Source organism: Paenibacillus aurantius, assembly GCF_032268605.1.
GTDB classification, from domain to species: domain Bacteria; phylum Bacillota; class Bacilli; order Paenibacillales; family NBRC-103111; genus Paenibacillus_AO; species Paenibacillus_AO aurantius.
Window position 1 is genome coordinate 2720841 of sequence record NZ_CP130318.1, and the last position, 13445, is coordinate 2734285.

Below are 13445 nucleotides of genomic sequence, written 5' to 3' on the forward strand. Positions count from 1 at the left end.
CGCCATGTCCAAAGATAAGCAATTCGTAAGGGAAATCACTCCTCAGAGCGAGGATTTCTCCAAGTGGTATCTGGATGTCATCAAGAAAGCCGATTTGATGAGCTATTCGCCTGTCCGGGGCTGCATCGTTTTCAAGCCGGACAGCTATGAAATCTGGGAGCTCATGCAGAGGGAGCTGGATGCCCGGTTCAAGGAAACCGGTCACCGCAACGCTTACTTCCCGCTCTTCATTCCGGAGAGCTTCTTCCAGAAGGAGAAGGAGCACGTGGAAGGCTTCAACCCGGAGCTTCCCTGGGTAACCGAAGCGGGCGGAGAGAAGCTGGAGGAGCGTCTGGCCATCCGGCCGACTTCCGAAACGATGATCGGCCATATGTATTCCGAGTGGATCAATTCCTACCGGGACCTGCCGCTGCTCATTAACCAGTGGGCGAACGTTGTCCGCTGGGAGAAGCGCACCCAGCCGTTCCTGCGGACGAGTGAATTCCTGTGGCAGGAAGGACACACGGCGCATGAAGACGAGGCGGATGCCCGACGCGAAACCATGCAGATGCTCGAAGTGTATCGCGAATTTGTGGAGAACATCATGGCCATTCCGGTCATCATGGGCCAAAAGACGCCGTCCGAGAAGTTCGCCGGAGCGGTAGACACGTTCTCCATTGAAGCGATGATGAAAGACGGCAAAGCCGTTCAGGCGGGAACGTCCCATTACATGGGGACCAACTTCGCCGTCGCCTTTGATATCAAGTATTTGGACCGCCAGAACACGCATACGTACGCACATACCACCTCCTGGGGAGTCAGTACCCGACTGATCGGGGCGATGATCATGGTACACGGCGACGACCGTGGCCTCGTGATTCCGCCGAAGATTGCTCCAACCCAAGTCGTGATGATCCCGATCGGGCCGCCCAAGACGCGGGAGCAGGTGATCGCACGGACGGACGAGCTGTTCGCCGAACTGAAGAAGGCCGGAATCCGGGCCAAGGTCGACGACCGGCCGGACCAGAGCCCCGGCTGGAAATTCAACGAATACGAAATGCGCGGCATTCCAATCCGGGTCGAACTGGGTCCTCGCGACATGGAGAACGGTCAAGTGGTACTCGTGTCCCGGATTTCCGGAGAGAAGAAGATCGTGGCCCAAGAGAATTTCGTACAAGAAGTGCAGCAGCTTCTTGAAGCCATCCATCAGGAAATGTTCGAGAAAGCGAAGCGGTTCCGCGACGAGAACTTTACCGATGTCGATACGCTGGACGAGATGAAGGAATTCCTCGATAAGCAGCGCGGCTTCATCCTTGCCGGATGGTGCGGGTCCGAAGCCTGCGAAGCGCAGGTGAAGGAGGAAACGGGCGCCACGAGCCGAAACATCCCGTTTGAGCCGGCCAAAGAGAAAGACACTTGCCTCGTTTGTGGAGAAAAAGCCAAACATACGGTTGTCTTCGGACGTGCTTATTAGATACAATAGAAAGGCAAAAAGAGAACTTTCTCTTTTGCCTTTTTTTATTGCCGGTGCCTTATCCCCAAATGAATTTTGGCATCCCCATGGCGAAATCTTGGATAGATAGGAGAGTCTTCCTATTCTTGCTTTGGAGACTCTTGGTCAAGATACCTGCATAGGGTACCCGATGGAGAAATCCGTCTTTTGCCGGCATGCATGGGTTTGGTTTTGCCGTCTGCTGGAATCCAATAGAGGAAGTAGATAGAAGGTTTATAGAATTTCGGATTTGCAGGAGGACGAGGAATGAGTATTGCTGAGAAGAGGAGCCGGTTCGAGCTGCTGATGAAGCAGGCGGAAATCGCGCCGGACATAACGGGCACGTATTTTACCGACGGACATATCGATCGGGTTGAGGTGAGCAAGACGAACCGGGAATGGACGTTTTACCTGAACAAGGACCAGCTGGTACCTCAGGACGTTTACCGTTCCTTCTGCCGGACGATCCAGGATAAATTTCATCATATTGCGAAAGTAAAGTTCGTCATTCAATATTCGGAGCAGTGCAAGAGCGAGCAGCTGATCGAAGAGTATTGGAGCTTGCTGCTGGAATGGCTGCAGCGGGAGGAAACCTCCATCAACGGCTGGCTGACGAAGGCGCGGAGGGAAGTGGCGGGCCGCCGGATCACCCTGCATCTTCTTGATTCGATCGGACTCGAATTGGCGAGGAAGAAAAGTTTGGACAGCTGGGTCAAGCGCTTCTACAAAGATTTTTTCGGTCATGAGTGCGAGGTGATCCTGAAGGTCAGCGAATCGCGCCAAGAGGAATACGACAAGTTCGCCCAGCTCATCGAGCAGGAAGAAAGAGTGGTCACCCAAACGATCATGACCTCCATCGATAAAGAGAACGAGGAGGACAAGCTGGCTGATGCGGAACTGAAGCTCATGGTCGGAATCGAGATCAAGGACGTTCCCGTGCCTCTTCAGGAAATCAAGGACGTCGAGAAGAAAATTACGATCCAGGGCATGGTGTTTAATCTCGATTCCAAGGAGCTTAAGAACGGGACGACGCTGTTCATGTTCAACGTAACCGATTATACTGATTCGATTATGGTGAAGGCTTTCGCCCGGAACAAGGAAGATGTGAAGGTCTACAATCTTCTCGCTAACGGCAAATGGGTCAAGATGCGCGGCAAAATCGATTACGACACGTTCAGCAACCCGCCGGAGCTTATGTTCATTCCGCAGGACGTGAACGAAGTGATGGCTCCTCCGGAACGGATGGACCGGGCCGAGGAGAAGCGGGTGGAGTTCCATTTACATACCTCCATGAGTCCGATGGATGGGATTACTCCGGTAGGCGAATATATCAAAACCGCGGCCAAGTGGGGCCACAAGGCCATTGCCGTTACCGATCACAGCGGGGTCCAGTCCTATCCCGATGCGAACAAAGCAGGCAAGAAGCATGGCATCAAGGTAATTTATGGCGTGGAAGCGAATGTAATCAATGATTCCGTTCCGATCGTCGACAACGCGGACAGCCGGCCGCTCAAGGAATCGACATACGTGGTATTCGATATCGAGACCACCGGTTTGTCGGTCGTAAACAACAAGATTATCGAGATAGCGGGGGTTAAGATTGAGAATGAGAAGGTCATCGACCGGTTTGCGACCTTCATCAATCCTCATGAGAGCATTCCGTATAACATCAGTCAGCTCACTAACATTACAGACGACATGGTGAAAGGCGCTCCCGAGCTGGAGGAGCAGCTGCCCAAGTTTGTGGAATTCGTGGGGGACGCGATTTTGGTCGCGCATAACGCCCGCTTCGATATGGGCTTTATTCAAGCCAATCTCAAAAGGCTGGGCCATCCGGTGCTGCCGAACCCCGTGCTGGATACGCTGGAGATGGCCAGGTTCCTCTATCCATCCTTGAAGAATCACCGGCTGAACACGTTGTCCGCCAAATTCAAGGTTTCCTTGGAGAACCACCACCGGGCGATCGATGACGCGGAAGCGTTGGGTAACGTTCTGTATCACATGATCAAGGATGCCGCGGAGGAACATGGAATTGCCGAGCTGGGTTCCTTGAACGATTACGTCGGGAAGGACTTGAGCAACGCGCGTCCGTTCCACTGCTGCATCTATGCGAAGAATGCCGTCGGCAAGAAGAATCTGTACAAGCTAATCTCACTTTCCCACACCCAATATTTCAAAAGAGTGGCGTGCATTCCCAAAAGCAAGCTCGTCGAAATGAGGGAGGGCCTGCTGATCATCTCGGGCTGTGAGAAAGGGGAATTCTACGAAACCGTCCTGAACAAGTCTGAGGAAGAAGCAGAGCAGGTAGCCGAATTCTATGATGTGCTGGAAATTCAGCCTATGGACTTATACCTTCATCTCGTGGAAAAAGGCCTCGTCGGCAGCAAGCTCGATATTGAGAACTCCCTGCGCAAAATTGTCTCCATAGGTCACAAGCTGGGCAAGCCTGTTATCGCGACGGGCAATGTTCACTACCTTGATCCGCGCGATAAGCTGTGCCGGGATATTACCATCAACGGCATAACGGGTTTCAGCCCGCTGAAGGAGATCCGCAAGCCTGATGTCCACTTCCGTACCACAGAGGAGATGCTGGAGGAGTTCGCCTTCCTCGGTCAGGACAAGGCTTATGAGGTGGTCGTGAAGAACACCAATAAGCTCGCGGATGAGTTCGAGGAGCTCAGCCTGTTCCCCAAAACGGGCGGGCCGACCGACAACGGCCTGTTCTCGCCGATTATTGAAGGGGCGGACGAGGAAATCCGCAACACCTGCTATGCCACCGCGAAAGCCATGTACGGCGAGCCGCTGCCGGAAATTGTGGTCGCCCGGCTCGAGAAGGAGCTTAAACCGATCATTCAGTACGGGTTCTCGGCAAACTATCTTATCTCGGAGAAGCTGGTTAAGAAATCCAACGCCGACGGCTATCTGGTCGGGTCCCGCGGTTCGGTCGGATCCTCCTTCGTCGCCACCGCTCTTGGGATTTCCGAGGTTAACCCGCTGCCTCCTCACTACATGTGCAAGTCGTGTAAGCACAGCGAGTTCTTTACGGACGGGCGGATTCCGAGCGGCTTCGACCTTCCCGATCAGATGTGCCCGAAATGCGGAGAGATGATGAAAGGGGAAGGCCAAGACATTCCGTTCGAGACCTTCCTCGGGTTCAAGGGGGACAAAGTCCCCGATATTGACCTTAACTTCTCGGGAGAATACCAGCCCGAAGCCCATAATTACACGAAGACCATCTTCGGGGAGAAGAATGTTTTCCGGGCGGGCACCATTGGAACCGTGGCCGAGAAGACAGCCTTCGGCTACACCAAGAAGTACCAGGAAGAGAAGGGCTACAACTGGCGCAAGGCGGAGGTGGAACGGCTTGCCGCCGGCTGTACCGGGGTGAAGCGCAGCACCGGCCAGCATCCCGGGGGGATCGTGGTCGTACCGGACTATATCGACGTAGAGGACATCACTCCGGTCCAATATCCGGCCGATGATACAAGCGCGGAATGGAAGACCACGCACTTCGACTATCACGCCTTCGACGAGAACCTGCTTAAGCTCGATATTCTCGGCCATGATGACCCGACCATGATGCGGATGCTTCAGGATTTGACGGGGGTCGATCCGACGACCATCCCGATGAACGACCCGAAGGTGATGAGCATCTTCTCGTCCACGGAAGCGCTTGGCGTAACGCCGGATCAGATTCGCAGCCCTGTGGCCACGTTCGGGGTTCCGGAGATGGGGACGAAGTTCGTCCGCCAGATGCTGCAGGAAACCCAGCCGACGACCTTTGCCGACCTTCTGCAGATCTCGGGACTCTCCCACGGAACGGGCGTATGGCTCGGGAATGCCCAAGAGCTTATCCGCAAGGGAATATGTTCCATCAAGACCGTAATCGGGTGCCGGGACGATATTATGTTATACTTGATTTATAAAGCCGGCATGGACGCCGGGCTCGCCTTCAAAATTACGGAGAGCGTCCGGAAAGGGAAGGGCTTGACCCCGGAATGGAAGGAAGAGATGAAGAAATGCAACGTTCCGGCGTGGTACATCGATTCGTGTGAGCGCATCGAGTACATGTTTCCGAAAGCCCACGCCTCCGCTTACGTTATTTCCGCAGTCCGAACGGCGTATTTCAAGGTTTATTATCCTATCGCTTACTATGCGACCTATTTCTCCGTACGGGCCGAGGACTTCGATGTGGAGCTGTTCTGCCAAGGCTATGACGCCATTCTCCGCAAGCTGAACGAGATTGAGGAAAAAGGCTTCGCCGCCGCTCCGAAGGAGAAGGCCATGATCTCCATTCTGGAGATGGGCCTTGAGATGACGGCGCGCGGGTTCAGCTTCAAGCCGATCGATCTGTACCGGTCCGAAGCAAGCCGCTTCATCATTGATGGGGATTCGCTCATTCCTCCGTTCTCGGCGATTGCCGGGATCGGCGGGAACGCTGCTAAGCTGATCGCCGCCGCCAAGGAGGAGGGGGATTTCCTCTCCATCGAGGACTTCCAGCGACGCTCCCGCGCTTCGAAGACAGCCGTCGAGGTTTTGGCTTCCATGGGCTGCTTCCGCGGTCTGCCGGAATCCAACCAGCTCTCTTTGTTTTAGGCGGCCCGTGAAAAGGTAACCCCTATTGTAAGGGAACATCTGTTATGGTATAATTTTTTTGGTAATAATGATGATAAGCTTTAGTTAATGGAGAGTGGGGCAACCCACTCTTTACATTTTGATAGGGGAGTTTTCGGACTCCTTTCTTCAGATATAAAGGGGGCTTAGAACAAATAATGAGTTCGCATATCAAAGCAGCGGTTGAATCCATGGTCACGCCTTATCTCGAAGAGAACGGGATGGAGCTCGTCGATGTGGAATACGTCAAAGAAGGCAGCAACTGGTTCCTGCGCGTGTACGTAGACAAAGAAGGCGGAATCGACATCGACGACTGCGGCCGTATCAGCGAATATTTAAGCGTGAAGCTGGATGAGAATGACCCGATCCCTGCGGCTTATTTCTTGGAGGTTTCCTCTCCAGGCGCCGAGCGTCCGCTCAAGAAGCCGGAGGATTACCGCAGAGCCGTCGACAAACATGTTTTTGTGACGACCTATGAACCGGTTGACGGACTTAAGGAGTTCGAAGGAAAGCTGCTTTCCTACGACGACACCGGACTGGTCATCCAAACCGGAAAGAAACAGCACAGCATCGCCCGTGAGAAGGTCGCCAGCGCACGTCTTGCGATCGTTTTTTAATGGGGGCTGCTTTTACTATTGGAAGGGGGAACCTCTCGCAAATGAACACCGATTTTATTGAAGCTCTGCATGAAATCGAAACGACCAAAGGCATCAGCAAGGACATCTTGATCGAGGCCATTGAAGCGGCCCTTATCTCGAGCTATAAGCGCAACTTCAATACGGCCCAGAATGTCCGCGTCGACATCAACCGCCACACCGGCGTCATTCGGGTATACGCCCGGAAGACGGTCTCGGAGGAAGTGCTGGATCCGAGACTGGAAATTTCGCTCGAAGCGGCAAGGGAGATCAACGGCAATTTTCAGCTGGACGACATCGTCGAGATCGAAGTCACTCCGCGTGATTTTGGACGGATCGCCGCCCAGACTGCCAAGCAGGTCGTAACCCAGCGGATTCGCGAGGCGGAAAGAGGGCTGATCTACAACGCCTTCATAGAGAAAGAAGAAGATATCGTAACCGGAATCGTTCAGCGCCAGGATACCCGCAGCATTTATGTGGACCTGGGCAAAGTGGAGGCGGTGCTTCCGCTTAACGAGCTGATGCCGAACGAGAAGTTCAAGCACAACGACCGCATCAAGGCCTATATCACCAAGGTCGAGAATACGACCAAAGGGCCGCAGATTTTCTTGTCCCGCACTCATCCGGGCCTGCTTAAGCGTCTGTTTGAGCTCGAAGTGCCGGAAATCTTCGACGGTGTCGTGGAAATCCGCTCCGTTGCCCGGGAAGCCGGCTTCCGTTCCAAGATCGCCGTTCACTCCCGCAATTCCGAAGTAGACCCGGTCGGCTCCTGCGTGGGACCGAAGGGCATGCGCGTCCAGACGATTGTTAACGAGCTGAAGGGCGAGAAGATCGACATCGTCCGCTGGTCGGAGAGCGTGGAAGAGTATGTGGCGAATGCGCTCAGCCCTTCCAAGGTGCTCGAGGTCAACGTCTTCGAATCGGAAAAAATGTCCCGGGTTATCGTTCCGGACTATCAGCTTTCTCTCGCTATCGGAATCAAGGGCCAGAATGCAAGACTGGCCGCCAAGCTGACAGGCTGGAAGATCGACATCAAGAGCGAGACCCAAGCGGAGCAGGAATACGGGCGGCCTAAAGCCATCACCGAGGAGATGCACCAGGATTCCGTAAGTATCGACTGACGTTAGGTTGGTTAGAAACGGGGGATGAACCATGAAACCGCGCAAAATCCCTTTGCGAAAATGCGTAGCCTGCCAGGAAATGATGCCGAAGAAGGAATTGATCCGGGTGGTGCGGACTCCCCAGGAAGAGATTCAGATCGACCTCACCGGCAAAAAATCAGGCCGCGGCGCCTACCTGTGCGGGAAAACGGCCTGTTTTAAGCTGGCTCTGAAGAACAAGGCGCTCGACCGGGCGCTTAAGCATAATGTCCATGCGGATATTTACCGGCAGCTGGAACAGGATTTTGTGAAAGTGGAAGATCAATTCATAGCCAATAAGGATACCATCGAAGATGATGAATAATCATAAATTTTTCTCCAACCTGGGTCTTGCCATGCGGGCGGGAAAGCTGGTTACCGGCGATACCGGTGTTCTGGATGCCATCCGCAGCGGGGAAGCCAAGCTGGTGATTATGGCTTTGGACGCTTCTCCCAACGCACAGAAGAAGTACCGGGACAAATGCGCTCACTACGAGGTCCCCTTAACGGAGTTTGGGACCCGGGACCAGCTGGGAGCCGGAATCGGCAAGGCGGAACGAGTGGTGATCGCCGTCATCGACGCCGGATTCGCACAGATGCTTGTCAGGAGCCAGGGAAAACCTGCGGAGGTGGAATGATTTGAGTAAACAAGATAACAAGGATAAACTTAGGGTTTATGAATACGCCAAAAATTTAAATATGAGCAGCAAAGAAATTATCACCATTCTAAAACGACTAAACATCTCGGTTAATAACCACATGAGTGTGATGGAAAATGAGGCGGTGGATGCAGTGGAAAAGTTTTTTCGCGATGTAAAGGCCAATGCGGCGGCCAAACGCGCTAACGAAGGTTCGGCTTCGGTAGCTTCGGCGCCTGCCAAGTCCCAGCAGCCGAAGGTTCAAACGGCAGGATCGGGCAACCGCCCGGCAGGGCAAGCAGGCGGCCAAGGCCAAGGCCAAGGAGGCCAGCAGCGCACCCAGCAGGGAGGAAGCGGCCAGCAGCGTTCGGGCCAAGGGGGCGGATCGTCCCAGCAGCGCCCAGGCGGGCAGTCGCAGCAAAGATCAGGCGGCGGACAAGGGCAATCTCGTCCGTATAACAACAGCGGCGGGCCTAACCGCACCGGCGGTCAAGGCGGCGGAGGCAATCGTCCGTCCGGCGGCGGGTTCTCAAGCGGCGGAAGCCGGGACCAGCGTTCCGGTCAAGGCCAAGGCCAAGGCGGGCAACGGCCTCAAGCCGGCGGAGCGAGCCGTCCGGCGGCAAGCTCTGCCCAGCCGGCGACACGCACACCGGAACAGCGGAAGTCCCACGATAACCGCGGGGGACAGCAGGGCAATCAGAGAGTTTCCGAGGGCCGTCCGAACCGCAATGCGGTCGTTCCTGGCGTGGACGCCATGGATGTAAAGGCGAACGAAGGAGTGGCCAGCAAGCGTACGAAGCCGAACGGCCGGCGTTTTGATGACAACCGTTCGGGAGGAAACCGCGGAGGCCAAGGTCGAGGCGGCAACCGTTATGGACAGCGGGGAAGACAGCAGCAGCCTCAAGTCCGTAAAGAGAAGATCGACAATACGCCTAAGAAGATCATCGTCCGCGGTGCCATGACCGTCGGCGAGCTGACTAAACTGCTTCACAAAGATGTTTCGGAGGTTATCAAGAAGCTTCTGACTCTTGGCGTCATGGCCACGATCAACCAGGAGCTTGACCTGGATACGATCCAGCTGATCGCGACGGAATTCGGGGTGGATGTCGAGATCAAGATCCGTGTGGATGAAGAGAACTTCGAGCTGATCGAGGAGAAGGACCAAGAAGAAGATCTGATGGAGCGTCCTCCGGTTGTTACCATTATGGGTCACGTCGACCACGGGAAGACGACGCTGCTGGACGCCATCCGTTCGACCAGCGTGACCGAAGGGGAAGCCGGCGGGATTACCCAGCACATCGGAGCTTACCAGGTAGAAACGCACGGCAAGAAAATTACGTTCCTAGATACTCCGGGTCACGAAGCGTTCACTTCGATGCGTGCCCGCGGCGCGCAGGTTACGGACATTACGATTCTTGTGGTGGCGGCCGATGACGGTGTCATGCCGCAGACGGTGGAAGCCATCAACCATGCGAAGGCAGCCAATGTGCCGATTATTGTGGCTGTAAACAAAATCGATAAGCCGGGTGCCAACCCGGACAAAATAAAGCAAGAGCTTACCGAGTATCAACTGGTTCCGGAAGAGTGGGGCGGCGATACGATCTTCGTTAATCTCTCGGCTAAGCAGCGCACGAACCTGGATCAGCTTCTTGAAATGATCCTTCTCGTCTCCGAGGTTCAGGAGTTTAAAGCGAACCCGGATAAGAGAGCCCGCGGTACGGTGCTCGAAGCCGAGCTGGATAAAGGGAAAGGTCCTGTGGCCCGCGTGCTCATTCAGCACGGAACGCTCCGCGTCGGGGACAGCTTTATTGCCGGTGTCTGCTTCGGCCGTGTCCGCGCCATGGTCAACGACAAGGGCAAGCGCCTGAAGGAAGCCGGTCCTTCTACTCCGGTCGAAATCACCGGTCTTACCGAGGTTCCGCAGGCGGGGGATCCGTTCCTTGCCTATGAAGACGAGCGCAAAGCAAGAGACATCGCCGAGAAGCGGGCGTCTACCCTTCGTCAGTCTGAGATGGGAGCGAATACCCGCGTAACCTTGGATGATTTGCATAAGTACATCCAGGAAGGCGAAATGAAGGACCTCAACGTTATCATCAAAGGGGACGTACAAGGATCCGTCGGAGCCTTGAAAGGATCGCTTGAGAAGATTGAAGTGGAAGGCGTCCGGGTAAAGATCATTCATACCGGAGTAGGAGCCATTACCGAGTCCGATATCAGCTTGGCATCGGCTTCGAACGCCATCGTCATCGGGTTCAACGTTCGTCCGGAGCCTATGGCCAAAGTACAGGCCGATCAGGAGAAAGTGGATATCCGCCTCCATCGCGTCATTTACAGCGTAATCGAGGAAATCGAGCAGGCCATGAAGGGAATGCTGGATCCGGTCTTCAAGGAGAGTGTCATCGGGCACGCCGAAGTGCGGAACACATTCAAAATTTCCAAGGTCGGGACCATCGCAGGCTGTATGGTTATAGACGGGAAGATTACCCGGTCGGCAGAGGTTCGCTTGGTACGCGGCGGGATTGTTGTTTTCGAAGGCAAGATCGATTCCCTGAAGCGGTTTAAGGATGACGCCAAAGAAGTGGCACAGGGCTACGAGTGCGGTATTACCCTCGAACGTTACAATGATCTGAAGGAAGGCGACATCATTGAAGCCTTCGTAATGGAAACCGTTGAGAGGTGATCTAGTATGGCTAAGGTTCGAACAGGCCGAGTGGGAGAACAGATCAAGAAAGAATTGAGCCTTATCATCCAGACGGAATTCAAGGATCCCCGAATCGGATTCCTGACGATTACCGGGGTGGAGGTAACGAACGATCTTTCGCAGGCTAAGGTTTACCTTAGCGTGCTGGGATCGGAGGAACAGAAGGAAGAAACCTTAAAGGCGCTCGCAAGGGGAACCGGGTTTATCCGCTCGGAGCTCGGAAAACGAATCCGGCTTCGGGTGGTTCCGAAGCTTCTCTGGAAATTCGATACTTCCATTGAGTATGGAAGCCGGATCGAAGGGCTCCTCGGGCAGCTTAACGACGGGAAGACCGATCTATGAAGCCGGAGAGGCCTTCTTACGACTGGCAGCTGCAGGAAGCCAAGCGCTTCCTGGAGGAGCAGGATGATTTTCTCGTGGTGGCCCACATAAATCCGGATGGAGACGCCATTAGCTCGACCCTGGCCGTCGGCTGGATGCTCAAGCAATTGGGCAAGCGTTTTGTCATGGTAAACGAGGGCAAGTCTCCGGATAAGTTTGATTATTTGTGGGGAAACAGCGATATTGCGGATTTCTCCGTTATCGAACGGAAGCCAGACTTCCAGCATGTGATCAGCGTGGATTGTGCCGATTATTCACGGATTGGTCAGGTTTCCTCGATCTTCGGGGAGGCCCCCTCTCTATTGAATATCGATCATCATCCCACGAACGACTATTTCGGTACCGTTCAGCTGATCCGGCCGGATGCTGCCGCTACGGTTGAAATTCTGTATGAGTTGGCCGTCGTTCTCGGCATCCGCTGGGAGGAAGAGCTTGCTTCTTGTATTTACACAGGACTATTGACCGATACAGGCGGATTCCGGTATTCCAACACGACTCCGAATGTCATGAGGATTGCTTCCGAGATGCTGGGCTACGGCGTTAAGGGCAGCGTACTGGCGGAACATTTGCTCGAGCGGATGACCCGCAGCCACGTAGCCCTTCTCCGCAAAGCCCTTGCTCAGCTTTCCTTCTCGCACGAAGGGAAGATTGCTTGGATAGCGGTCTCGGCCCAGGACATTGCTGAAGCGGGAGCGTCCAATGAAGATTTGGAAGGGATTGTCAACTACCCCCGCAATATTGAAGGGGTAGAAGTGGGCATCCTCGTTAAGGAAGGGGAGGGCGGCCGGTTCAAAGCCAGTCTCCGCTCGGCCGGAAAGGTGAATGTGGCTGAAATAGCCCAACGTTTTGGCGGCGGAGGACATGTCCGCGCGGCAGGCTGCTCCTTCGAAGGAACCATCGAGTCTGTTCTGGACAAGATCGTAAAGGAAGTAGGGAAGGCACTCGTATGACGCTTGAAGGAGTTTTGCCGGTATGGAAGCCCGTTGATTTCACCTCCCATGACGTGGTCGCCAAGGTGAGGAGAATGACGCGGATTAAAAGAATCGGCCATACGGGGACACTGGATCCGAAAGTAACCGGTGTCCTTCCTCTTTGTATTGGCCGGGCAACCCGGGTGGTCGAATATATCCAAGAGCTCCCGAAGGAATATGAAGCAGAGCTCACTATTGGATATGCGACGGATACGGAAGATGCAACCGGAGCCATCACGGAGCAGGTCGAAAGCGTCTCGCTCACCGAGAATCAGGTGGAAGACGCGGTGAAAGCCTTCGTGGGGGTGATCGACCAGGTTCCTCCTATGTATTCCGCCGTTAAGGTCGACGGGCGCCGGCTGTACGAGCTCGCTAGAGAAGGCAAGGAGATTGAGCGTAAGTCGCGGAAGGTCGAGATCTACAAGCTCGACATTATCCTTCTTGCCTTGGACGAGCCTTATCCCCGCGTTCGTTTCCGGGTTCTCTGTTCCAAAGGAACCTATATCCGCACCTTATGTGCCGACATCGGCAAGGCGCTCGGCTATCCGGCGGTCATGTCCGCGCTGGTCCGCACGTCGACCGGTTCGATGACGAGGGAGCAGTGCCTCACGCTGGAGGAGATCCAGGCTTTAGCGGAGAGCGGGAGGCTGCAGGAGAGATTAATTCCGGCCGATCAGGCCGTGTCATATCTCCCTAAGCTGACTTTGATTGAATCGGATTCGGCCAAGGCTCTGCAGGGACGTAAGCTGCACTTGACTCTCTCCCATGAGGGGGGTGCCGGCGAAGCGGGATTGTACCGGGTCTACTCGGAAAAAGGTCCTTTTCTAGGTATCTTTCAGTGGGAAGACAAGGACCGGCAGCTAAGCCCGGTTAAAGTTTTTAATTAACGGTCCGT

General features: G+C 54.7%; 10 protein-coding genes. All 10 read left to right on the forward strand.

The features are described from left to right. The first annotated feature begins 4 nt into the window (after window positions 1–4). The gene (gene proS / locus MJA45_RS12345; RefSeq protein ID WP_315607551.1) at window positions 5–1453 is read left to right on the forward strand and encodes a proline--tRNA ligase; all 1449 of its coding nucleotides are present in this window, start codon (window positions 5–7) and stop codon (window positions 1451–1453) included. A gap of 285 nt (window positions 1454–1738) precedes the next feature. Continuing rightward, on the forward strand, window positions 1739–6067 hold the full coding sequence (locus MJA45_RS12350; protein ID WP_315607552.1) for a PolC-type DNA polymerase III: 4329 nt from the start codon (window positions 1739–1741) through the stop codon (window positions 6065–6067). Between the two features lie 176 nt (window positions 6068–6243). Beyond that, a complete protein-coding gene (gene rimP / locus MJA45_RS12355; RefSeq protein ID WP_407083127.1) occupies window positions 6244–6702 on the forward strand; it encodes a ribosome maturation factor RimP in 459 nt (152 codons plus the stop codon). Between the two features lie 41 nt (window positions 6703–6743). Beyond that, entirely contained in the window at window positions 6744–7841 is a 1098-nt protein-coding gene (nusA, locus tag MJA45_RS12360) for a transcription termination factor NusA (protein WP_315607553.1), read from the forward strand. Window positions 7842–7872: 31 nt separating this feature from the next. Continuing rightward, window positions 7873–8184, forward strand: a complete 312-nt coding sequence (gene rnpM / locus MJA45_RS12365) for an RNase P modulator RnpM (RefSeq protein ID WP_315607554.1) — start codon at window positions 7873–7875, stop codon at window positions 8182–8184. After that, window positions 8177–8497: a L7Ae/L30e/S12e/Gadd45 family ribosomal protein gene (locus tag MJA45_RS12370; protein ID WP_315607555.1), complete on the forward strand. Its 321-nt coding sequence runs from the start codon at window positions 8177–8179 to the stop codon at window positions 8495–8497. Before rnpM ends, MJA45_RS12370 begins: the two co-directional genes overlap by 8 nt. Window position 8498: 1 nt before the next feature. After that, window positions 8499–11177, forward strand: coding sequence for a translation initiation factor IF-2 (gene infB / locus MJA45_RS12375; protein ID WP_315607556.1), 2679 nt, complete (start codon window positions 8499–8501; stop codon window positions 11175–11177). Window positions 11178–11183: 6 nt separating this feature from the next. Further along, complete coding sequence (rbfA, locus tag MJA45_RS12380) at window positions 11184–11540, forward strand: 30S ribosome-binding factor RbfA (protein WP_315607557.1); 357 nt, start codon at window positions 11184–11186, stop codon at window positions 11538–11540. Continuing rightward, window positions 11537–12529, forward strand: coding sequence for a DHH family phosphoesterase (locus tag MJA45_RS12385; protein WP_315607558.1), 993 nt, complete (start codon window positions 11537–11539; stop codon window positions 12527–12529). The genes rbfA and MJA45_RS12385 overlap by 4 nt, the downstream gene beginning before the upstream one ends. Then, entirely contained in the window at window positions 12526–13437 is a 912-nt protein-coding gene (gene truB, locus MJA45_RS12390; RefSeq protein WP_315607559.1) for a tRNA pseudouridine(55) synthase TruB, read from the forward strand. The genes MJA45_RS12385 and truB overlap by 4 nt, the downstream gene beginning before the upstream one ends. Window positions 13438–13445 lie beyond the last annotated feature (8 nt).